At 72.2% G+C, this 21,434-nt stretch carries 24 protein-coding genes; 4 read left to right on the plus strand and 20 right to left on the minus strand.

Annotation, left to right across the window (positions count from 1 at the left end):
- Positions 1–3 precede the first annotated feature (3 nt).
- Positions 4–2,877, minus strand: a complete 2,874-nt coding sequence (locus ACFOY2_RS06695) for a DUF7824 domain-containing protein (RefSeq protein WP_379527048.1) — start codon at positions 2,875–2,877, stop codon at positions 4–6.
- Positions 2,878–3,080: 203 nt separating this feature from the next.
- Between ACFOY2_RS06695 and ACFOY2_RS06700 the strand changes: the two genes are divergently transcribed.
- The 3 genes from ACFOY2_RS06700 to ACFOY2_RS06710 all read left to right on the plus strand — a co-directional run bounded on the left by ACFOY2_RS06700 (position 3,081) and on the right by ACFOY2_RS06710 (position 4,975).
- Positions 3,081–3,227 (plus strand): hypothetical protein, encoded by a 147-nt coding sequence (locus ACFOY2_RS06700; RefSeq protein ID WP_379527049.1) that lies wholly within the window; start codon positions 3,081–3,083, stop codon positions 3,225–3,227.
- Positions 3,228–3,380: 153 nt separating this feature from the next.
- Positions 3,381–3,743: a peptidase inhibitor family I36 protein gene (locus ACFOY2_RS06705; protein ID WP_379527050.1), complete on the plus strand. Its 363-nt coding sequence runs from the start codon at positions 3,381–3,383 to the stop codon at positions 3,741–3,743.
- 173 nt (positions 3,744–3,916) lie between these two features.
- Positions 3,917–4,975 carry an LLM class flavin-dependent oxidoreductase gene (locus ACFOY2_RS06710; RefSeq protein WP_379527051.1) on the plus strand — a complete coding sequence of 353 codons (1,059 nt, stop codon included), beginning with the start codon at positions 3,917–3,919 and terminating at the stop codon, positions 4,973–4,975.
- A 26-nt stretch (positions 4,976–5,001) separates the two neighbouring features.
- Here ACFOY2_RS06710 and ACFOY2_RS06715 read toward each other — a convergent pair whose 3' ends face one another.
- The 19 genes from ACFOY2_RS06715 to ACFOY2_RS06805 all read right to left on the minus strand — a co-directional run bounded on the left by ACFOY2_RS06715 (position 5,002) and on the right by ACFOY2_RS06805 (position 20,667).
- Complete coding sequence (locus ACFOY2_RS06715) at positions 5,002–5,178, minus strand: hypothetical protein (RefSeq protein ID WP_379527052.1); 177 nt, start codon at positions 5,176–5,178, stop codon at positions 5,002–5,004.
- The gene (locus ACFOY2_RS06720) at positions 5,175–6,269 is read right to left on the minus strand and encodes an MsnO8 family LLM class oxidoreductase (RefSeq protein WP_379527053.1); all 1,095 of its coding nucleotides are present in this window, start codon (positions 6,267–6,269) and stop codon (positions 5,175–5,177) included. Before ACFOY2_RS06720 ends, ACFOY2_RS06715 begins: the two co-directional genes overlap by 4 nt.
- Positions 6,266–7,300 (minus strand): LLM class flavin-dependent oxidoreductase, encoded by a 1,035-nt coding sequence (locus ACFOY2_RS06725; RefSeq protein ID WP_379527054.1) that lies wholly within the window; start codon positions 7,298–7,300, stop codon positions 6,266–6,268. The genes ACFOY2_RS06720 and ACFOY2_RS06725 overlap by 4 nt, the downstream gene beginning before the upstream one ends.
- Complete coding sequence (locus tag ACFOY2_RS06730; protein ID WP_379527055.1) at positions 7,297–8,472, minus strand: LLM class flavin-dependent oxidoreductase; 1,176 nt, start codon at positions 8,470–8,472, stop codon at positions 7,297–7,299. Before ACFOY2_RS06730 ends, ACFOY2_RS06725 begins: the two co-directional genes overlap by 4 nt.
- Positions 8,469–9,791 carry an NtaA/DmoA family FMN-dependent monooxygenase gene (locus tag ACFOY2_RS06735; protein ID WP_379527056.1) on the minus strand — a complete coding sequence of 441 codons (1,323 nt, stop codon included), beginning with the start codon at positions 9,789–9,791 and terminating at the stop codon, positions 8,469–8,471. Before ACFOY2_RS06735 ends, ACFOY2_RS06730 begins: the two co-directional genes overlap by 4 nt.
- A gap of 56 nt (positions 9,792–9,847) precedes the next feature.
- Positions 9,848–10,360: a flavin reductase family protein gene (locus ACFOY2_RS06740; protein ID WP_379527057.1), complete on the minus strand. Its 513-nt coding sequence runs from the start codon at positions 10,358–10,360 to the stop codon at positions 9,848–9,850.
- Positions 10,361–10,401: 41 nt separating this feature from the next.
- Positions 10,402–10,896 (minus strand): GNAT family N-acetyltransferase, encoded by a 495-nt coding sequence (locus ACFOY2_RS06745; RefSeq protein ID WP_379527058.1) that lies wholly within the window; start codon positions 10,894–10,896, stop codon positions 10,402–10,404.
- Positions 10,893–11,873 (minus strand): ABC transporter substrate-binding protein, encoded by a 981-nt coding sequence (locus tag ACFOY2_RS06750; RefSeq protein WP_379527059.1) that lies wholly within the window; start codon positions 11,871–11,873, stop codon positions 10,893–10,895. Before ACFOY2_RS06750 ends, ACFOY2_RS06745 begins: the two co-directional genes overlap by 4 nt.
- 17 nt (positions 11,874–11,890) lie before the next feature.
- A complete protein-coding gene (locus tag ACFOY2_RS06755; RefSeq protein WP_379527060.1) occupies positions 11,891–12,652 on the minus strand; it encodes an amino acid ABC transporter ATP-binding protein in 762 nt (253 codons plus the stop codon).
- Complete coding sequence (locus ACFOY2_RS06760; protein WP_379527061.1) at positions 12,649–13,512, minus strand: amino acid ABC transporter permease; 864 nt, start codon at positions 13,510–13,512, stop codon at positions 12,649–12,651. Before ACFOY2_RS06760 ends, ACFOY2_RS06755 begins: the two co-directional genes overlap by 4 nt.
- A gap of 93 nt (positions 13,513–13,605) precedes the next feature.
- Positions 13,606–13,680 carry a putative leader peptide gene (locus tag ACFOY2_RS06765; protein ID WP_357830662.1) on the minus strand — a complete coding sequence of 25 codons (75 nt, stop codon included), beginning with the start codon at positions 13,678–13,680 and terminating at the stop codon, positions 13,606–13,608.
- 65 nt (positions 13,681–13,745) lie between these two features.
- The gene (locus ACFOY2_RS06770; protein ID WP_379527062.1) at positions 13,746–14,627 is read right to left on the minus strand and encodes an amidohydrolase family protein; all 882 of its coding nucleotides are present in this window, start codon (positions 14,625–14,627) and stop codon (positions 13,746–13,748) included.
- The gene (locus ACFOY2_RS06775) at positions 14,624–15,799 is read right to left on the minus strand and encodes a VWA domain-containing protein (protein ID WP_379527063.1); all 1,176 of its coding nucleotides are present in this window, start codon (positions 15,797–15,799) and stop codon (positions 14,624–14,626) included. Before ACFOY2_RS06775 ends, ACFOY2_RS06770 begins: the two co-directional genes overlap by 4 nt.
- Positions 15,792–16,652: an AAA family ATPase gene (locus ACFOY2_RS06780; protein WP_379527064.1), complete on the minus strand. Its 861-nt coding sequence runs from the start codon at positions 16,650–16,652 to the stop codon at positions 15,792–15,794. The genes ACFOY2_RS06775 and ACFOY2_RS06780 overlap by 8 nt, the downstream gene beginning before the upstream one ends.
- Positions 16,649–16,951 carry an EthD family reductase gene (locus tag ACFOY2_RS06785; protein WP_379527065.1) on the minus strand — a complete coding sequence of 101 codons (303 nt, stop codon included), beginning with the start codon at positions 16,949–16,951 and terminating at the stop codon, positions 16,649–16,651. The genes ACFOY2_RS06780 and ACFOY2_RS06785 overlap by 4 nt, the downstream gene beginning before the upstream one ends.
- A complete protein-coding gene (locus ACFOY2_RS06790) occupies positions 16,945–17,958 on the minus strand; it encodes a xanthine dehydrogenase family protein molybdopterin-binding subunit (RefSeq protein ID WP_379527066.1) in 1,014 nt (337 codons plus the stop codon). The genes ACFOY2_RS06785 and ACFOY2_RS06790 overlap by 7 nt, the downstream gene beginning before the upstream one ends.
- Before the next feature lie 2 nt (positions 17,959–17,960).
- Complete coding sequence (locus ACFOY2_RS06795) at positions 17,961–19,352, minus strand: xanthine dehydrogenase family protein molybdopterin-binding subunit (RefSeq protein ID WP_379527067.1); 1,392 nt, start codon at positions 19,350–19,352, stop codon at positions 17,961–17,963.
- Positions 19,349–19,837: a (2Fe-2S)-binding protein gene (locus tag ACFOY2_RS06800; protein WP_379527068.1), complete on the minus strand. Its 489-nt coding sequence runs from the start codon at positions 19,835–19,837 to the stop codon at positions 19,349–19,351. The genes ACFOY2_RS06795 and ACFOY2_RS06800 overlap by 4 nt, the downstream gene beginning before the upstream one ends.
- A gap of 41 nt (positions 19,838–19,878) precedes the next feature.
- Positions 19,879–20,667 carry an FAD binding domain-containing protein gene (locus ACFOY2_RS06805; protein ID WP_379527069.1) on the minus strand — a complete coding sequence of 263 codons (789 nt, stop codon included), beginning with the start codon at positions 20,665–20,667 and terminating at the stop codon, positions 19,879–19,881.
- An 88-nt stretch (positions 20,668–20,755) separates the two neighbouring features.
- On the opposite strand from ACFOY2_RS06805, the gene ACFOY2_RS06810 reads away from it, so the two are divergent.
- Positions 20,756–21,430 carry a GntR family transcriptional regulator gene (locus tag ACFOY2_RS06810; protein WP_379527070.1) on the plus strand — a complete coding sequence of 225 codons (675 nt, stop codon included), beginning with the start codon at positions 20,756–20,758 and terminating at the stop codon, positions 21,428–21,430.
- The last annotated feature ends 4 nt before the right edge of the window (positions 21,431–21,434 follow it).

The following is a 21,434-nucleotide window of genomic DNA, read 5'->3' on the forward strand; positions in this document are numbered from 1 at the left end:
CGCTCACGCCCGGTCGAGATGTTCGTGCAGGCGGCGGGCCGCGCGGATGAGCCCGCTCGACCCCTTGCGCGCGGCGATCCCCGCGACCTGCGGGATCGTGCCGCGCGCACCGGCCCAGCGCGCGGCCTCGGCGGCGAACTCCAGCGCCCGCGTGTGCGCGCTGGTGGCGCGCTCTCCCGGCTCCGGCAGGAACACCGGCAGCAGACCGCTCATGATCTCCCACACCTCCCGGTGCGCGCCCCTGCGCGCGCAGTACTCCAGCGCCGAGCTCACCTGGCTCATGGTGATCCCGACCGTGCGCAGGCACAGGCCCAGCTGCCGGCCGCACTCCCCGGCGGGCAGACATCCGGTGGCGGCCGCCCGCAACAGCAGCTCCCTGCAGCGTTCCTCATTCCAGTCGCGCACGGACGCCAGCATGCCGAGCAGCAGCGCCATCCCCTCGCCCACGGGGCCGTCCTGATGGCAGAGCGGAGCCACGTACTGCTCAAGGTGGCCAAGGTTTCTGCCCGGGAACAGCTCAGCAAGAAACAGCATGGCCACCACTTCCCGGTCGGAGGGCAGCATCAGCCGCCACGCCGGCCAGTAGCCTCCGAAGCCACGGATGTCCACGCGGGACAGGTCGGCCATCAGCGTGTCCAGCACCGGGATGCCCATCGGTTCCAGCCGGACGCGCGGGCGCGGCCAGAGCACCGGCCGTCCGGCGCGAGCCCCGGAAGGGGTGTCGGCCCGCGGCCATTCCACGTGGGTCTCGGGCTCGGGCCGCCGCCGCAGCCAGCCCTTCAACGCCACGCCCGCCTCGCAGGTGGAGGCCAGCCGGGCGGCGCGCGCCACCACGTCGGAGTCCACCTCGCGCGGCAGGCGCAGCAGGGCCTGCGCCAGGTCGGCGGGCAGGGGCCGGACGCCTGCTCGCTCGTAACCCTCGATCCGGGCGACCAGTTCGGCGGGGTCGATGTGGCCGGAGATGTGGGTCGGGGTGGCCAGGAGGTAGGCAGGCAGCGTCCCCTCCTTCAGCGCGGCGTGGATCTCGGCGCAGCGCAGGAGCATGAGCCAGTGCAACGGCGCGACCCGCGACCGGGCGGGCAGCCGCTCGTGCGGCCCGCCCTCCTGAGGGCTCGGCTCGTGCGTCAGGAACAGTCGCGCCCCTTCCCGCGGCGGACCGTGCTCGGCGTCGGTGAGGGTCAGGCCCAGCCCGGCCAGGCTCTCCGTGAGACCTTCTCGTACGCGCATCAGCAGGCCGGGACGTTGCCCGGCCGGGGCCTCATGGTGGGCGACGGACGGCTCCCTGCCCGGGTCGGCGGCCTCGCGCAGCAGCGCCTCGGTCCAGTGTGCGAGATTGTGCCACTCGCGGTAGGCGTACAGATCCGTCGGATGGATCGGGGCCTTCCTGGCCTGCGGGTAGCGGACGAAACCGTCGAGCCAGCGGTCGAAGGAGCACTCCTCGTACAGCTGGTCGAAGGTGCCGGCGAGGTTCTCCAATGCCTCGGGGAACGGGCTACGGCCGGGCGCCTCGAACGCCGGTAGCTCGACGGCCTCGAAATCGTCGGCCGGCTCGGCCACGGTGTCCGCCGCGCCGTACGCCTGAGCCAGGAGGGCCGCCAGCTCCGGGGGCAGGAGGCCCGCCGCCTCTCCCACCGTCTCGGCGCCGACGGGCGTGAGCCGTCCCGCGTACTTGACGGCCAGGCGGACCGACCGCTCCTTGACCTCGTAGGACTCGCACAGGAACGCCGAGGCGAGCGCCGGCGCCAGCGGGTCGAGATCGTCGCCGGCCTCGCGGGCGGCCTGCTGGAGCAGGGTGAGGCCGGCACGAACGAGCTTGCTCTCGGAGCGGAACAGCAGCGCCTCCACCGCCTCCTTGACCTCCTCGCCGCTCAGCGCGACCCCGGAGGCGCCGGGGCCGCGCAGCCGGCGCAGGGCCAGCTCGGCGACCGGTCCAGGAGCGGCGGGCAGCAGCCTCAGGTAATCGCGGGTGCGTTCAGGGCTGCGCACAGGGTCGAGCAGGTCGTGCAGGCGGACGAAGAACCGCAGGTCGGTGGCGGTGCCGCCGCGCAGGAACCGGCGCAGGCAGCCGTCCACCAGCATCTCCCGCTCGATCCGTCCCGCGTCGGCCAGCTCGCGCAGAGCGCGCAGCCACGACCGCCGGCCCTCTCGCTCCTCGCCCCGGTCGTCGCGTAGCGCCCGGCCCACGCCTTCGGCCTCGAAGAGCCTCGGGATCAGGTGCTGCGCCAGCGGGTCGTTCTCGAGGTCTGGCGGGGTGGACGCCCAGGCCGCCACGAGCGGCTCATGGTCGGGGGGCTGGGCGCCGGTGCGGCGCAGCAACTCCAGTGTCAGCTCCACGGTGCCGTCCTCCTGCTGCTGCCGGGTGCCGCGCAGACGTGCGGCCAGGCGTACGGCAAGGTCGGCCTGCCATGGGGCCGGGCGCGCGGTGATGACCCGCAGCAGCGGCTCAAGGGGAAGGCTCTGGTCCCAGCCGGAGAAGTCGCGACGGAAGATCCAGGCGGCCACGGCCGCCGCGCCGCCCAGCGTGCCCGCACCCGCGACTCGCATCGGCGCGATCCAGTTCTCGCGCATTCGCCAGTCGACAGAGGGGAGGCCGGGCGTGCCCCACCTCCACCACGCGTGGTTCGCCTCCTGTTCGGAGAGGCCGCCTGCCACCCTTGCTGCGACGATTTCCGTCCTGACCCGCTCGGTCTCCGCCGCAGCCTGCTCCTGCAGGCGGTCGAAGCGCGCGTGCGCGGCCTGCCTGGCCGGGCCGATGTGGCGGGGCAGCAGGCTGGCCACCTCCCGGCGCTCGGCCGTGTCCAGCCGTAACACCTCCTCGGCCATCCGCGCGGCGTCACCCGCGCCGACTGCCTCCCCCACGCTGTCCCATCCGCTCATGCGCCCGCCTCCGCGATGGCGTCGTGCCGGTGGACGCGTGGGCGGGGGGTGAACAGGCAGGCGCGGCTGTGCGCCGCTACGGCAGTCGTCATGGCGCACACAGTAAAGATCACCGCCGACAAAAAGCCGCCGGGCCGCCTCCGTCCTCAGGAGTGGGAATGATCGTTAGAGTGGTGAATCGTCCCCTCCCTGGAGAAGCCGCCATGACCACGCCTGAGCATGTCCCGACCTGGCGCGACGCTCGCTTCGACATGCCCGTCAGCCGGCAGCTCGAACGCTACGACGAGTTGGCCGCCCGAAACGCGTCCGCTCGCGCCCGGGACGTCGCCCAGGGCGCGACCGGTACCTGAGCCCCGGTCGCCCCTTTCACGAAGGTCCGGCCGCAGCCGGCGCGTATGCGCGAGCGGCCCGCCGCGGAGCAAGAAGAGTCTAACTCCTTGTAGGCATGCGATTACATCGCGTATACCATGCGAGTGTCCCAAGCCGTCAGCGAAAGGAGTTCCATGAGGTCCCTCAACCTGCTGGTAGCACCGGTGCTCGCGGCCGGTGTGGTCGCGTTGCCGGCCGCACCGGCCCAAGCCGCCGCTCCCGCGTGCCACGCCCACGTGTGCCTGTGGACCGGCGCGAACTACACCGGCGCCGTCTTCACGTGGTGGGAGGCCAACGGCAACAAGTTCATCGGCGGCACCCACGCCGACAAGGTCGGGTCGTTCGTGGCCACGAGCGGGGCCTGCTTCGTCGACACCGCCGACTCCGAGTGGAAGTGGCGCGCCAAGCGCCTGGCGTCCAAGGGCGATTACAGCTCCAACTACCGTGGCCGGTTCGGCGGCGTGATGGATCGCATCGCGCCCGCCCGTTACTGCTGAACCCGCGACAGCGCGCTGCCGCCTCAGCGGCCGGGCATCCCCCGCCCGGCCGCGCGCCCACACCGATCCCGACGTCATGCGCACCCGGCCGGGCGTCGGCGCTCCTTGCGTCCCGGCGAGAGGAATTTATACTTTACCTACATGAAGAATAGGTTTTACAGGAAGGCCCGCTGATGAGCCCCCAGCTCCTCTGGTACATCCCGAACCAGGCGCAGCCCGGACACCGCGGCGACGACGTCGTCGAGGATCACAACAGCCTGGAAACCCTCACCACCCACGCCAAGGCCCTCGAGGAACACGGATGGAGCGGAGCGCTCATCGGCACCGGCTGGGGACGGCCCGACACCTTCACACTCGCCACCGCACTGGCCGCGCGGACGACGACGTTCCAGCCGCTGATCGCGGTCCGGCCCGGCTACTGGCATCCGGCCAAGTTCGCCTCCGCCGCCGCGACCCTGGACCACCTCACCGGCGGACGGGTGCTGATCAACATCGTGTCGGGCAAGGACAACCTGGCGGCCTACGGCGACAGCGAAGGCGACCAGGCCCACCGCTACGCCCGTACCAGGGAGTTCATCCAGATCGTCCGCAGGCTGTGGACCCAGGAGAACGTCACCTACCACGGCGAGCACTTCAGCGTCACCCACTCCACCGTCGCGCCGCCCCCGGCCGTTCGCGGCGGACGCGAGCATCCCCTGCTCTACTTCGGCGGCGCCTCCGAAGCCGCCGAGAAGGTGGCCGCCGCCGAGGCCGACGTCCAGCTCTTCTGGGGCGAGCCGCTGGACGACGTCGCCCAGCGGATCGACCGGCTCAGGAAGCTCAGCGAGCAGCTCGGACGCGAGCACCCTCCGCTGCAGTTCGGGCTGCGGGTCACCACCCTGGTACGCGACACCGCCGAACAGGCCTGGGCCGACGCCGAGGCCAAGGTCGCCCAGATGGCGGACGGCGGCATCCAGCGCGACCCGAACCGGTTCACCGCCGTCGGCCAGCAGCGGCTCCTCGACCTGACCGCACGCGGCGACGTCCTCGACGACAACCTCTACACCGCGCCCGGCAAGGTCGGCGGGGGCGGTGCGGGCACCACCTGGCTGGTCGGCTCGGCCGAGGACGTGGCCAAGTCGCTGCGCAAATACCAGGCACTCGGCATCACCCACTTCGTCCTGTCCGACACCCCTTACCTTCCTGAGATCAAGCGTCAGGGCGACCAGCTTCTCCCCCTGCTGCGCGGCTGACCACCGGGCGGCCGTCTCGGCGACGCTCAGGCCGCCGCGTGCAGCCAGGCCCCGGTGACCTTGTTCTGCGACCACAGCTGCGGGTTCATGGTGATCGGCTGCGTCTCGATCGCCCAGGTCAGGGCCGCGGCCTGGGCGTTCGGGGCGGGTTGCGCGCCGCACGCGGCCAGGGCCGGCAGCAGGGCGGGAATCAGGCGTTTCACGGGCGGTTCCAGGCCCCGGCGAGCAGCTCGTAGGAGCGCACGCGGTCGTCGTGCCGGTGGGTGATGGTGGTGACGAGCAGTTCGTCGGCCCCGGTCACGCGGCGCAGCACGCGCAGCCCCTCGGCCACCTGCTCGGGCGAGCCGACGAACCGGGTGTCGATCCGGTCCTTGACCAGCTCCCTGTCGGCGTCGGTCCAGACGTGCGCGCGGGCCTCGTCCGGAGTGGGGTAGGGCATGGCGCCCGCGCCCGTCCTGATGCTGCGCACCCACAGGCCGTACCCTTCGGCCAGTTCGCGCGCCGCAGACTCGTCGGCGGCCACGACCGCGTCCGCCGAGACGATCACGTACGGTTCCTCCAGGGTGCCGGAGGGCTTGAACGCCTCCCGGTAGGCCCCGACGGCCTCCAGCACGCCGGCCGGGCTGACGTGGTAGTTGGCGGCGAAGGGCAGCCCGCGCTCCCCGGCGACGCGGGCGCTCTGCCCGCCGCTGCTGCCCAGGATCCACACCTGCACGTCCGCGCCCTCGCCGGGGACGGCGTGCGCCTCGTGGCCGCCGTCGAGGAAGGCGAGCACGTCGTCGATCTGGTCGGCGAAGTCCGGCGTCCGGGCGCCGGGCTGCTGGAGCAGTGTCGCGTAGTGGACGAGGTGCGGGTGGCCGGCGAGCTTGGAGAAGTCGAACGGCGACGGGATGAGCAGCCCGTCGACCGTTCTGGCCGCCGCAGGCTCTGCGGGCGCTGGCCCCGCGGCCAGTTCGGCGCGGCGCTGTCCCGAGCGGCCGATGCCCAGGTCGATGCGCCCCGGGTGCAGCGCGTCGATGAGCCCGAACTGCTCGACCACGGCCAGCGGCGTCTGGTGGCCGAGCTGCACGGCCCCCGACCCGACCCGGATCGTGGCGGTGGCCGCCGCGATGAGCGCGATCAGCACGGCCGGGGCCGCGCTCGCCACGCCGGGCGCGAAGTGGTGCTCGGCCACCCAGTAGCGGCGGTAGCCGAGCCGCTCGGCCCTCTGGGCGAGGTCGAGGGTGTTGCGCAGCGCGTCCGCGGCGGTGCCGCCCGACACGATCGGGGCGAGGTCGAGGATGGACAGAGTCACGCGGCACCTCCGGGGAACGGCCTGCTGGGGATCTCGGCGCGCAGCACGGGCGCGATCTCGGCCTGGAACAGCTCCAGCGCGTCGCGGTGCTGCTTGTGGGTGAGCCCGTCGGCGTCGGCGTGCAGGTGCATGACCTCGTGCCCGAACCGCTTGTGGTAGCGCAGCACCTTGTCGATGATCTGCTGTGGGCTGCCGACCAGGATGGAGCTGCGCTCGATGGCCTCCTCCAGGGTCGGGAAGACGATCGGCAGGCCGAGCCGGCGTTGCAGCGCCACGCGGGCGTCGTAGATCGGCCGGTACACGGCGATCGCCTCCTGGGAGGCGCGGGCCGCGTAGTAGCCGGCCGTCCCGGCTCCCACCAGGGCGTCGGCCGGGTCGTGCCCGTAGAAGGCCCAGCGTTGCCTGTAGTGGTCGATCAGCTCGGCGTAGGGGTCGATGGGGTGGGAGACGTTCGCGGAGAACAGCGGGTCGCCGTAGCGGGCGGCCAGGTCGACCGACTCCTTGCTGGTGGCGCTGCCGTGCCAGACGCGGATCGGTCGCTGCAGCGGGCGCGGCCAGGTCTCGGCCTCGACGAGCGCGGGACGGAACCGGCCCTGCCAGGTGACCTTGTCCTCCCGCCACAGGCGGCGGAACAGCTCGTAGGACTCGTGGTTCCTGTCCCACTGGTCCTCGGCGGTGACGTGGAACAGCTTGGCCTGCGCGGCGCCGTTGCCCTTGCCGATGATCAGCTCCAGCCGGCCGTCCGACAGGTGGTCGAGCGTGGCGTAGTCCTCAAACGCCCGCACCGGGTCCAGCAGGCTCAGCGTGGTCACCGCGGTGAACAGCCGGATCCTGGACGTCCTGGCCGCGATGTGGCTGAGCACGACCGGCGGCGAGGAGGAGATGAAGGGCCGCTCGTGCCGCTCCCCCACCCCGAACCCGTCGAAGCCCAGTTCCTCGGCCAGCACCGCGTTCTCGACGACCTCGCGGAACCGCTCGGTCGCCGATCTTCCGTCGGTGTGCGTGATCAGGGTGATGGCCAGGAATTTCATCGTGCCTCCGCGTATCGGCCGGCCGGGCGCGGCAGGCCGAGCAGCCCCCGGAGCGTGTCCGCCTCGTACCTGCTCCTGAACGCCGCCCGCGCCCGCAGCTCGGCCGTCAGCCCCGAGGCGATCTGCCACAGGTCGTCCGGCACCACCCCGGGACGCAGCCGGAACCCCTGGATTCCGGCCTCCCGCCACCGCAGCAGCAGCTCGGCCAGCTCCCTGACGTGCCCGGTGAAGATCGCGGCGTCGGAGGCGAGCTCGGCCCCGTCCAGCTCGTCGAGACGCGCCTTGCGCCGGGCCGCGTCCTCGCCCAGGAACACGACGAGGTCGGCGAAGATCTTGACGTTCCCGGACAGCTCTCTGATCTCGGTCACGATGGCGCGCGCCTCGTCGGCCGAGTGCGGGGTGACGAACACGACGTCGGCGCTGCTCGCCGCGAACTCGTAGGGCAGCCGCGCGTGCGCCAGCGCCGCCACCACCGGCTGCCCCTGCGGCGACCTCGGCGTGATGGAGGGCCCCTTGACGGAGAAGAACCGCCCATCGAAGTTGATGTAGTGGAGTTTGTCCCGATCGATGAACCTGCCGGTGGCCACGTCGCGGATCTCGGCGTCGTCCTCCCAACTGTCCCAGAGCCGCCGTGCCACCTCCACCGCGTCGGCTGCCTCGGCGAACAGGTCGCGCACGTGCGGATCGGCGGACAGGTCCGCGCCGCCTGGCCGGTTGAGCAGTTGCTCCAGTGACGGGAACGCCCGGCGGCCGAAGTGCCGCGCCTGCGAGGCCCGTCCGGAGATCTGCGGCCGCCAGCCCGCGCGCCCGCCGCTGACGTGGTCGAGCGTGGCGATGCCGATGGCCACGTGGAACGGCTCGGTGTGGGTGGTGGTGGCGGTCGGCACCAGCCCGATCCTGCTGGTGAGCGGGGCCAGCCGGGCGGCCAGCAGCACGGCGTCGAACCGGCCCCGCACCTGGTCGGTACGCTCGTCGGGGCCGTCGGGCAGGGTGGACTGCAGGCCGAAGGCGTCCTCGATGGTGACGAAGTCCAGCAGCCCCCGCTCGGCCTCGGCGACCAGCCCGGCCCAGTAGCGGGCCGAGAACAGGGCCCGCGGCGCGGCGTTCGGCTCGCGCCAGGCCGCGGGGTGCCAGCCCGCGCCGTCCAGCGCCACGGCCAGGTGCAACGTCATGACAGCTCCAGGTGTTCGCGCAGGGTGGCGCCGGTGTAGTCGGTACGGAAGACGCCGCGCTCCTGCAGCAGCGGCACCACCCGGTCCACGAACTCGTCCAGCCCGCCGGGCGTCAGATGCGGGACGAGGATGAACCCGTCGGCGGCCTCCTCCCGCACGTGCTCGTCGATCAGCCGCGCCACGGTCCGCGGCGTGCCGATGAACGTCTGCCGTCCGGTGACCTCGATGACCAGCTCGCGGATCGTCAGGTTCTTCTCCTCGGCCATGGCCCGCCATTTGGCGGCCACGGCGCCGCGGTCCTTGATCGCCACCCGGCCCTGGGAGACGCCTTCCGACAGGTCGGGACCGACGTCGGGCAGCGGGCCGTCCGGGTCGTAGGCTGACATGTCACGACCCCACACCTGCTCCAGGAACGCGATGGCGGTCTGCGGGCCGACCTGGTGGCGGCGGATGGCGGCGGCGTTCTCCGCGGCCTCCTCCTCGGTGTCTCCGAGCGCGAACGTCACGCCGGGCATGATCTTGAGCTGGTGCGGTTCGCGGCCGTACTTGGCCAGGCGGCCCTTGACGTCGGCGTAGAAACGTTTGCCGTCCTCCAGCGAGCCGTGACCGGTGAAGATCACATCGGCGTGGGCGGCGGCGAACTCCCTGCCCTCGCCGGAGTCGCCCGCCTGGATGATGACCGGGCGCCCCTGAGGGCTGCGGGGCAGCGTGAAGCGGCCCTCGATCGAGAAGTGTGTTCCCCGGTGCTCGACCGCGCCGATGGCGTCCTGTCGCAGGAAGCGGCCCTCGCTCTGGTAGGCGAGGATCGCGTCGGGTTTCCAGGAGTCCCACAACTCGCGTGACAGGCGGACGAACTCGGCGGCCCGCTCGTACCGGTCGGCGCGGTCGAGGTAGCCGCCTCGGCGGAAGTTCTCGCCGGTGAAGGCGTCGGAGGTGGTCACCACGTTCCAGGCGGCCCTGCCGTCGCTCAGGTGGTCCAGCGTGGACAGGCGCCTGGCCAGCTCGTACGGCTCGTTGAAGGTCGCGTTGACCGTGCCGGCCAGGCCGAGGCGGTCCGTCACGGCCGCCAGCGCGCTGAGCACGGTGAGCGCCTCGGGCCTGCCCAGCACGTCCAGGTCGTGGATGCGGCCCTTCAGCTCGCGCAGCCGCAGCCCCTCTGCCAGGAAGAAGAAGTCGAACCTGCCGCGCTCGGCCGTCCTGGCCAGATGGGCGAACGAGGCGAAGTCGATCTGGCTGCCCGAGCGGGGGTCGGTCCAGACCGTGGTGTTGTTCACGCCCGGGAAGTGGGCGGCCAGGTGGACCTGGCGGCGCGATGTCATCGGTGCCTCCCGTGCGGGGCCGGCGGGACCTTGTGGGACATGGGGTCTCCGGGGTCTCAGGAGTCGGGGTGGGCCAGGAAGCGGCCGAAGCGGCCTCGGTGGTACAGCAGGGGCCGGGCGGAATCGTGCGTGTCCACCTCGGCGACCAGCCCGACGACCAGGATGTGGTCGCCGACCTCGGCCCGCTCGTACGGCAGGCACACCAGGTGCGCGCAGACGTCCCGCAGCAGCGGCGCGCCCAGCGGCCCCGGCCGCCAGCGGGTGGGCGGCGCGAACCGGTCGATCCCCTTGCGGGCGAACCTGGCGGCCAGGTCGGCCTGATCGCCGGCCAGGATGTTGACGGCGAAATGGTCGGCGGCGCCGAGCCTGGGCCAGGTCGCCGAGGAACGGTCCACGTAGAAGGAGACCAGAGGCGGTTCGAGACTGACCGAGGAGAACGACGTGGCGGTCAGGCCGACGGGGACGCCGTCGGCCTGCGCGGTGATCACCACGACGCCGCTGGCGTGCACGGCCAGGGCCCGCCGAAACGATTCGGCTCCGACGGCGCGGTCAGGCAGCGTGTCAGTCATGAGGCCTCCTTCTTGCTTACTGATGACCTCGGCAAGCTCAGTCATGGCAGCTTCCGTTCGCTCGTGTGTGGGCGCAGGTTCTTGATGAAGGCCAGCGGGCCCTCGGTGGGACGGTTGGTGAGGTCGAACTGCGGCTCGTAGCCGCTGGCCAGATACAGGCCCACGGCCTCGGGCTGGCGCGGCCCGGTGGTCAGGTAGATCCGGCGGTAGCCTCGGCCCCGGGCTTCGCGCTCCAGTTCGCCCACCACGAGGCGGCCGAGCCCGGCCCGGCGGTGGCCCGGGTGCGTCCAGAGGCGTTTCAGTTCGGCCGTCGTCTCGTCGTGGCGGCGGAACGCGCCCCCGGCCACGGTCTCGCCGTCGCGGGCCAGGACGATGAACGCGCCGTGCGGTGGCGCGAACTCGGCCTCCGGGAAGCGGGCGAGTTCGTCGTTCGCCCCGTACCTGGAGGTGTACTCCAGCCGCAGGCCCTCCAGCAGCGGAGCGGCGGCGGGGTCGGACACGCCCACGAGCCGCACGTCCACGATGAGCCCGCTCATGACGCCTGCCGGGGCAGGCCGGGCGGGTTGATCTTCGACTCGGGGATGGCCTCGTTGGCCAGCCCCCAGCGTTCGAGCACCTCCTTGTACTCGCCGTTCGCGATGACCGTGTTGAGCGCTTCGTTGAGCGGCTTGACCAGGCCGTTGTCCTTCTTCGTCATGGCCGCGATGAGCCCCTGCAGGTCGGGCCCGGCCCCGGAGAAGGTGCCGGCGATCCTGGAGCCGCCGCTGACGGCGATGTTGTAGGCGATGTTGGGGTTGGGGCCGAAGTACGCCTGCACGCGGCCCGATTTGAGTGCCAGCAGCACGTCGCCGTACTTCTCGTAGTAGAGGATCTCCACGGGCTTACGCCCGGCGGCGCGGTTCTGTTCGTCCCAGTCGAGCAGGATCTTCTCCTGGTTGGTGCCGGAGCCGACCGAGACGCGCAGGCCGGCGATGTCGGCGGGCCCTTTGATCGCTGTGATGGGGCTGGTGTCGGGCACCTGCCAGCCGAGCTGGTCGATCCGGTAGGTGGCGAAGTCGTAGGTGTCCTTGCGTTCCTCGGTGACGGTGACGTTGCTGAAGACGACCTCGTACTTGCCGGACTTGGCGGCCAGGAAGAGGTTCTCCCACGAACTGGACCGCGGGGCGAATTCCAGGCCGAGCACGTCGGCCACGAGCTGGGCGAGGTCGGTCTCGACGCCGATCAGGGTGGTGTCGTCGGTGGCCGGGGAGACCAGCGGCGGCGCGCCGCCGGCGCTGAAGCCGACGGTGAGCTTGCCGTCGGCGGCGACGTCTTTCGGCACCTGGGCCGCGATGGCCGCGACCTTCCCGGCGCGCACCCGGTTCTGGTCCGGGCCGAGGTTGATCTTCTTTCCCGCGACGACGGGGGCCGGGGCGGCCCGGGTGTCGAGGGCGGGCTCGGCGCCGCACGCGGCACCGGCGAGCAGGAGGAGGAGCGCGGGCACGGCGAAGGCCCGCGCGGCTGTTGCGCGCATGTGTCGTTCCTTGAGGGTCAGAGGACCTTGCCGATGAAGGCGCGGGTACGTTCGTGACGGGGATCGTCGAGGATCTGGGCGGGCGGGCCGAGTTCGACGACGCGGCCGGCGTCCATGAAGGCGACGGTGTCGGCCGCCTCGCGCGCGAACCCGATCTCGTGGGTGACCACGATCATCGTGGTGCCGCCCCGGGCGAGGTCCTTGATCACGTCGAGCACCTCACCCACCAGCTCGGGGTCCAGGGCGGAGGTCGGCTCGTCGAACAGCAGCAGCTTGGGCTCCAGCGCGAGTGCCCTGGCGATGGCGACCCGCTGCTGCTGCCCGCCCGACAGCGTGCGCGGGTAGGCGTCGGCCTTGTCGGCCAGGCCCACCCGCTCCAGCAGCCGCTCGGCCAGCGGCTCGACCTCGGCGCGCGGGCGGCGCTGTGCCGCCAGCGGCGCCTCCATGAGGTTCTGCCTGACCGTGAGGTGCGGGAACAGGTTGAACGCCTGGAAGACGAAGCCGATCTGGGTCCGCTGCCGCAGCACCTCGCGCTCGGGCAGTTCGTGCAGGCGGTCGCCGGCCTGGCGGTAGCCGAACAGCCGCCCGTCCACCCGGACCTGGCCTCGGTCCACCTTCTCCAGGTGGTTGATCGTGCGCAGCAGCGTGGACTTCCCTGAGCCGGAAGGGCCCAGGATCACCAGGACCTCTCCCTTGCGCACGGCCAGGTCCACGCCGCGCAGCACGTGCAGCGGGCCGAAGCTCTTGTGCACGCCGCGCAGTTCCACCATGTGGCTCATGCCCGCCCCCTGCCGTAGTGGCGCTCCACGTAGTGCTGCACGATCGACAGCGCCGTGGTCAGCACGAGGTACCAGATGGCCGCGACCAGCAGCAGCGCCATGACGCGGCCGTTGCGGTTGTAGATCACCTGCACCTGGTAGAACAGCTCGGGCAGCGCCATGATGTACACGACCGAGGTGCCCTTGACCAGGCCGATGATCTCGTTGCCCGCGTTGGGCACGATGGTCCGCATGGCCTGCGGCAGGATGATCCTGAGCAGTCGCCGCGACGGGGGCAGCCCGAGGGCGGCGGCGGCTTCGCGCTGCCCGTGGTCCACCGACAGCAGGCCGCCGCGGACGATCTCGGCGGCGTACGCGGCCTGGTGCAGCGCCAGCCCGAGCACCGCCGCCGTCAGTGGCCCGATCAGGTCCATGGTGCCGACGTCGAAGAAGGCCGGTCCGAAGGGCACGCCCACCGACAGCCGGGGGTAGAGCAGCGCCAGGTTGTACCAGAACAGTAGTTGCAGGATCAGCGGCACCGAACGGAACAACCAGACGTAGCCCCAGGCCACCGAGGACAGCAGCCGGTTGGGCAGCAGGCGCATCACCGCCAGCACGGTGCCCAGCGCGAACCCGAGCACGATGCCCAGCGCGGTCAACTCCAGCGTGAGCAGCACCGAGCGCACCACAGACGGCGCGAACAGGTACTGCCCGACGACGTCCCATTCCCACGCCGGGTTGGTCACCAGGGCGCTGACGACCATGGCGAGCAGGACCAGCACGCAGGCCGCGCCCAGCCACCGCAGCGGGTGACGGGCCGTCACCACCTCAAGGGGCCGCTCCTCCTGCCGGGGTGGTGTGCGGACCTCGGGGAGCGTCACGGGCCGCCCCCGATCGGTAAGAGGTCATCACTGTTGTGGATCACGAATCTCTCCTCTACGGGAGGTATGGGCGTTGAGGACGCGAGTTCGTGATCAGCGACATTGGGCGCTGGCGACGCGGGCGAGGTCCACGTGCGCGCGCCTGGTCAGGTTGAGGCCCTGGCTCATACCTCGACGTTACGAGCCCGATCCACAGAAGTCAACATTTCCTACATGATATATAGGTTTTTGAGTCAGAGGCGGTAGACCCGGGTGGCCGTGGCGGCGAACACGTCGGCGGCCTGCTCGGCGGATCGGCCGGAGAGCACGTCCTGCCAGGTGGAGAGCAGGGTGGGCAGGTCGGTCCAGAGTTTCTCGATCGGGAAGTTGCTGCCCCACATGCAGCGGCGGGAACCGAACAGCTCCAGGCAGGCGGCCGTCACCCGCTCGATCAGCGGCCGGTCCACGCGGTGCACGAAGGTGCCCTGGCCGGTGAGTTTCACCACGACGTTGGGCCGCTCGGCCAGCAGGCTCAAGCCCGAGTGCCATTCCTCGATGCCCGCCGGGCCGGCGTCCACCGGCATGCCGGCGTGGACGAGCACGAACGTCACGTCGGGGAAGCCGTCCACGAGGGCCGCGGCGTCGGCCATCTGGGCGGGGAACACCTGGAGTTCGAACAGCCAGCCGAGGTCGGCCAGCGCGGCGATGTTGCGCAGGAAGACGGGGTCCTTCATGCGGTCGGGCGCCTCGGCGAAGCGGAACTCCGGCCGTTCGTGCCAGTGCAGTTGCAGGCGGGTGCCGCGCATCAGCGGGGTGAGGGCGGCCTGGCGGCGCATGACCTCGGCCGCGCCCTCGTCGAACAGGTCGGCGCAGCCCACCACGGCGGTGGGCCAGCCGGTCTCGGCGTGCACCTCGCGCAGCCAGCGAACCTCCTCCACGCAGCGGTCGAGCGGCCAGTTGGCCTGGACGTAGACGGCCGAGGTGATGCCGCAGGCGGTGGCCTCGGCGACGTACTCGGCGGCGGGATAGTCGCGGCGGATCGGCTCGTACGGGCCGAAGATGCGCGGGACCATCTCCCCCTGCAGCCAGGGCAGGTCGGCGGCGCGCCAGATGTGGTGGTGCGAATCGACGATCATGGGACTGCTCCCGTGGGTCGTGGCGTGGACCAGCGCCTGGCCGCCAGGCGGCGGGGGCCGGACAGGACGGCGGGAAGACGGCGGACCTCCCGCAGCGCGGTGGGCAGGTCGCGGACGCCGCCGAGGTGGTCCAGGCTCGGGAGCTGGGCGGCCATGGCGCGCGTGGCGGGGCGGTAGCCGGGCGAGCAGGCCAGCGGGGACCACCAGACGAGCCGGTGGCCCAGCCGCGACAGGCGGGCCGTGGCGCGCACCATGGGGAGATGGTCGCCGCGTTCGAGCCCGTCGGACAGCACGATCACGAGCGCGCCCCGGGCGAGCGCCACGAAACGCGGGTTGCCCAGGAAACCGTCCAGCGCCGCGCCGATCGCGGTGCCGCCGTCGGCGTCCGTGACCAGGCCCGACACGGTCCGCAGCGCCCGGTCGGCGTGCGGGTGCGACAGCGCGGCGGTGATCCGGGTGAGGCGGGTGCCGAAGGTGAACACCTCGGTGCGGGCCGGGGCCGCGCGCAACGCGGTGTGCGCCACCCGGAGCAGGTCCGGGCTGTGCTGGCGCAGCGAGCCTGAGACGTCGACCAGGATCAGCAGCCGGCGCGGGCGCGGCGGGCGGGCCAGGCGGCGCAGCTCGACGATCTCCCCGTCGTGGCGGTGGGCCCGGCGCCACGCGTGCCGGACGTCCAGCCGGTCCCCCGACCGGGACGGGCGGCGCCGCCGTGACGGTGCGGCGGGCAGCACGGCGGGCCAGGCGGCTTCGAGCGCGCGCATGAGCGCGTGCGCGTGTTCGCCGGTGCGGCCGAAGTCGCGGGTGCCGTAGGTGCGCAGGGCGCTGGCCTCGATCCCGTCGCCGGGCCGCGCCTGGCCCGGCGGCGGGTCGTCGTCGCCGGGGCGACCAGGAGACGGCGCGCTGTCGTCGCCCGCCTCCACGGGCAGGTCGGTGGGGCCGTCCCGGAACCACGCATCGAAGACTCGGTTGAAGGCGGGCAGATCGCCCACGTCCTGGAGCAGGGTGGTGCGGGCGTACCAGTACAGGGTGGCCAGATCGGGCGGCGGGGACTCGGCGATCACCCGCAGGAGGTCCGCGCGCTTGGTCGGCGCGGTGGGCAGCCCCGCGCCGCGCAGCGCCGTCATGAACCCCCACAGATGGTCCGCGGCCGCAGTCGTGGCCGGGTCAGGCATCGCCGAAGACCTCCTCGGCGTGCCCGAGGAGCAGCCGGGTGTCCTCCTCGTCCTTGATCAGCAGGCCGAGTGCCCCGCGCAGCGCCACCGGCCACGGGCTGCCGCCCTCGGCCAGCGCCGTCGCGCCACGGGCCCACTCCACCGACTCGGCGATGCCGGGCCGTTTGAGCAGCGGCAGCCGGCGTACGCGCTGCACCGCCCGCACGAGCCCCTCGGCCGCCCGTTCCTCCAGCCCAGGAACCGCCGCGCGCAGGATCGCCCGCTCGCGGCCCGGCTCGGGGAAGGCGATCCAGTGGTAGAGGCAGCGCCGCTTGAGCGCGTCGTGCAGCTCGCGCGTGCGGTTGGAGGTCAGCACCACGATCGGCGGCGTGCCCGCCCGTACGGTGCCCAGCTCCGGGACGGTGATCTGGAAGTCGCCGAGGAACTCCAGCAGGAACGCCTCGAACTCGCTGTCGGCCCGGTCGATCTCGTCGATCAGCAGCACCGCGCCCCGCTCGGCCCGCACGGCGCGCAGCAGCGGCCGGCGCAGCAGGAACTCCTCGCGGTACAGGTCGCCGACGTCCTGGCCGCGACTCTCGGCCACCCGCACGTGCAGGAGTTGTTTGGGGTAGTCCCATTCGTACAGGGCCTGGCCGGAGTCCAGCCCCTCGAAGCACTGCAGCCGGATCAGCTCCAGGCCGGTGACGCGCGAGAGCACCGAGGCCACCTCGGTCTTGCCGACGCCCGGTTCGCCCTCCAGCAGGAGCGGCCGGCCCAGCCGCAGCGCCAGGTGGATGGCCGTGCACAGCCCCTCGTCCGCGAAGTAGCCCTTCCCCTCCAGCGCGAGGGCCAGCTCGCCGGGGTCGGAGGTCACAACTGCGCGTGCTCGGTGGTCAGCAGGTGCACGCGCTGGGAGGTGTGCGCGGCGGCGTCGGCCGCCGCGGCCTTGCCGTGCTCGGAGCCGAACGCGGCGGCGCGGGCGTCCTCGTCGTCGAAGTACAGCTCGTTGACCGAGTCGTAGGCCCCGCCGTCGCCGGTGGTGACGCTGACGGTGTATTTGCGCAGGCCGGGCAGCTTCTTGGCGAACTCGACGTGGTCCTCCACCACCCACTTGGCGAACTCCTCGTGGGACAGGCCCTCGGCGCGCTTGAGCAGCGAGACGACTTTCAGCATGGTTCCTCCGGTTTCAAGGCGTCCAGTCCGCGCAGGACGCGTTCTGGGGTGAACGGCATCGACTCCAGTCGCACGCCGCAGGCGTCGAAGATCGCGTTGGCGATGGCCGGGATGGGGGCGTTCGCCGTCATCTCGCCGATTCCCTTCGCGCCGAACGGCCCGTTTCCCGAGGGTCGCTCCAGGAACAGGCTGTGCTGGATGGGGATGTCGGCGGGTCCCGGCATCAGGTACCCGGCGAAGTCGCGCGGCCCGTGGTCGCGGGCCGGGTAGTACGGCTCGGTGGTCTCGAACAGGGCGTGCGACAGGCCCATCCAGGCGCCGCCCTCCACCTGTTGCGTGGCCATGGCCGGGTTGAGCGCCCGGCCGATCTCGTAGGCGTTGTACAGCTCCAGCACCTCGACCACCCCGGTCTCGTCGTCGACCTCGACGACGGCGACCGTGCACGCGTGCGCCTGGCAGGAGTCGGGGTCCATCTCCCCCGTCTCGGGCACGGGCGCGCTCGGCTCCTTGAGGTAGATGCCGCGTCCCGAGATCGTCCGCCCGTGCTTGAAGTGCGCGGCCATCGCCAGGTCGGTGATGTGGATGCGCTTGTCCGGCGCGCCCTTGAGCAGGATGAAGCCGCTGCCGTCGGTCTCCAGGTCGGCGGCGTCGACCTCCAGCTCCTCCGCGGCGACCTCCAGCATCACGCCGCGCGCCTCGGCCGCGGCCATGATGACGGCGTTGCCGACGCGGTGGGTGCCGCGGCTGGCGAAGGTGCCCATGCAGTGCGGGCCTGTGTCGGTGTCGGCGGTGTCGACGAGCACGTTCTCGATCGGCAGCCCGAGCGTCTCGGCGGCGCACTGGGCGGCGATCGTCTTGATGCCCTGGCCCAGGTCCACCGAGGACAGCGAGATCACGAACGTGCCCGTGGTCGTGGCGTGGATCAGCGCCTGCGAGGGGTCGCCGCCCAGGTTCATGCCGGTCGGGTAGTTGACCGAGGCGTACCCGCGCCCGCGCAGCCTGGCCATCGCTACAGCCCCTCTCGGCTCGTGGAGGACATGCGCCGGTACGCCTCGGGCAGCTCGTGCCCGGACATCTCCGCCGCCTTCTGGATCACCTCGACCAGGGCGGTGCCCTCGGCGACCTTGCGGTGCGCCTTGAGGTCCCCGTCGCGGTAGGCGTTGATCAGCCGCAGCCGCAGCGGGTCCATGCCGAGCGCGCGGGCGATCCGGTCCATCTGCGACTCCAGCGCGAAGTCGGCGATCGTCACGCCGAACCCGCGCATGGCGCTTGAGGGCGTGCGGTTGGTGAAGACGCAGTGGCAGTCGGCCCACACGTTCGGGATCGTGTAGGGGCCGGGCAGGTGCGCGGCGGCCTTGGTGGTGCCGTACGGGCTGTGGCGGGCGTACGCGCCGGCGTCCACGTACAGGGTGACCTGGCGGCCGATGATCCGGCCGTCCGCCATCACCGCGTCCTTGACGAAGATGCGCTCGGCCGCGCGCGGCGAGGAGACCTGCATCTCCTCGGCCCTGTCGTAGACGAACCTGACCGGCCGGTCGACCGCCATCGCGGCCACGCACGCGATCGGCTCGACCACCACGTCCACCTTGCCGCCGAAGCCGCCGCCGACGGTCCCGCCGACGATGCGCAGCTTGTTGAACGGCGACTCCAGGATGAGCGCGGTGTTGTCCAGGGTGAAGAAGCACGCCTGGGTGTCGGAGTGGATGCGCAGCCGCCCGTCAGGCTGGGGGACGACGACGCAGCCGGTGGTCTCGACGGGGGCCTGCTCGATCGGCGCCGACTGGTAGCGCCACGCCAAGACGTGGTCGGCTCGCGCGAAGGCCGCCGCCACGTCGCCGAAGCGGATCCGCCGGCAGTGGTGGCCCTCGTAGATGAAGTGGTTTTGCCCGTGGTACTCGTTGACCAGCGGCGCGCCTTCTTGCAGCGCCTCCTCGACGTCGAAGACCGGCGGCAGGTCCTCGTAGGCGACCTTGATCCGGGCCGCGCCCTCCAGCGCGGCCGCCTCGGTCTCGGCGACCACGGCGCAGATGGGCTCGCCGAGATAGCGCACCTTGTCCACGGCCAGGATGGGCTCGTCGTCGGGGCCGACGCCGATCAGCTTGAGCGGGGTGTAGAGGTTGTTCGGGACGTCGGCGTGGGTCAGGACGCGCAGGACGCCGGGCACGGCCAGGGCCTCGGCGGGGTCCACGTCCAGGATCCGCGCGTGGTGCCGGGCCGAGCGGTGCATCTTCAGGTGGGCCAGCCGGGGCGGGGCCACGTCCTCGAAGAACTCGGTGCGCCCGGTGACGTGCCCGCGCGCGTCGGAGCGCTGGACCACCGAGCCGATCACGGTGAAGTCCCCCTGTCCCGTCCGCTCGGCGGCGAACGTGCCGGGGTCGGTGGGCGCCAGGCGGTAGGTCATCGCGGCACCGCCTGCTCGCGGCGGCGCCTGGCCGCCTCCAGGATGGCGATCACGATGGGCCGGTAGCCGGTGCACCGGCAGACGTTGCCGGAGATCGCCTCGACGACGTCCGCCTCGCTCGGGTCGGGGTTCCGGTCGAGCAGCGCCTCGGCGACCATGATCATCCCGGCGGTGCAGAAGCCGCACTGGGTGGCGAAGCAGTCGACGAAGGCGCTCTGCACCTCGTCCAGTTCGCCGCCGGCGGCCACCCCCTCCAGCGTGCGGACGGCGCGGCCCGCGACGGTCTCCACCGCGACCAGGCAGGCGGCCTCCGGCCGGTCCTCGACCAGGACGGTGCAGGTGCCGCAGGCGCCCTGCGCGCAACCGCGCTTGGCCGCGGTGAGCCCCAGCGACTCGCGCAGGGCGGCGAGCAGCGTGGTTCCCGGCGCGGCGATGAACTCGCGATGCTCACCGTTGACGACGAGCGAGACGATCTGTGACGGCACGGTTCACCTCTTCCTGGTGCGGCTTCCTGGTGCGGCGTCGGCTAGGGAAGGAAGGCCCGGCGCAGGTGCACGGGCAGGACCCGCGCCCGGTACCACGCGCTGGCGTAGGCGTCGTCGAAGGGGTCGATGTCGGCGCGGGCGGCCCGGCCCGCCTCGGTGAGGGCTTCGTGGGTCAGCGGCCGGTCCTTCAGCACGCGCTCGGCCGACACCGCGCGCACCGGGCGCGGGGCGAGGCCGCCCAGCGCGATCCTGCAGGTGTCCGCCGAGGTGAGGGCGGCGACGGTCACGATCGCCGCCGAGTTCAGGTGGCGGCGCATGGCCTTGTGGTAGTACCAGGTGCCCGGCTCGGGCAGCGCGGCCCGCACCGCCACGACGACCTCGCCCGCGGCGACCCCGCAGGCCAGCACGTCGGCCACCGGAGTTTCGCGCCGGCCGTCCGGTCCGGCGATCTCGCAGGTCGCGTCAAGGGCGAGCAGGCAGACGGCCAGGTCGCCGTACGGCTGGTCGACGAACAGGTTGCCGCCTGCCGTGGCCTGGTTGCGGATGGTCGGGGAGGCGATCGTGCGCAGCGCAGGACGCAGGAAGCCGAGCCCGGGATGCGCACCGATGGCGGCGAGCGTGGCCGCCGCCCCGATCCTGGCCACCTTGTCGCGCACCTCGACGCCGTCCAGCCCCGCCCTGCGCAGGCTGACGAGCTCGGTCACGGGTGCGGCCCCGCTGTTCACCAGCGGCATCACGACGGTGCCGCCCCCCATGATCCAGCCGCCCCGCGCCGAGCAGGCGACCGCGGCGTCGGCGGACTCCGGTACGTGAACCGCGTGGATGACCATGTGCGGGCCTCCTTACTAATTATCGATAATTGATTATCGACACAGGCCGGTCAAGGGATCGGCGATCGATAATCGGTAGGATCGCCCCATGTCCGAAGAGCCCTCTCGGCTGCCGCGGCTCACGCTGGCGCGGCAGATCCGCGACTCGCTGGTCAGCAGGATCGTCTCCGGCCAGGTCAGGCCGGGCGAGCGGCTGGTGGAGACGCGGCTCGCGGCCACGTACGGCACCAGTCAGGCGCCCGTGCGCGAGGCGCTGCGCGAGCTGGAGGCCATGCGGCTGGTCGAGACCCAGCCGCGCCGCGGCACCTTCGTGCGCCCCTTCGTCCAGGAGACGCTGCGTGAGAGCTACGTGGTGCGGGCGGCGCTGGAGGAGACGGCCACGCGGCTCGCCCTGCTGGCCGGAACGGTCCCGGTGGAGGCGCTGCGGGCGGACGTCGAGGCGATGCGCGCCGCCGCGGACCTGGGCGACGGCGAGGCGTCGGCGCGCGCCAGCGTGTCCTTCCACCGGCGGGTCGTCGAGGCCGCGCACAACGAGCTGCTCAAGCGCACCTGGGAGAGCCTGCAGATCGAGGCGCGGACCTCGGTCACGATGGTCGCGACCGAGGTCGACCTGCACGACGTCGCCCGCGGCCACGCCGAGCTGCTGGCCGCGATCGAGGCCGGCGACCTGGAGACCGCGTGCCGGCACGCCCGCGACCACCAGTGGCACTACGCCGACCTCCCGCACGACGCCCACGGGCGCGCGCGTGAGGCCGCGGGCTGACGGG

The sequence above is a fragment of the Nonomuraea purpurea genome (genome assembly GCF_042650645.1).
Taxonomy (GTDB): domain Bacteria; phylum Actinomycetota; class Actinomycetes; order Streptosporangiales; family Streptosporangiaceae; genus Nonomuraea; species Nonomuraea purpurea.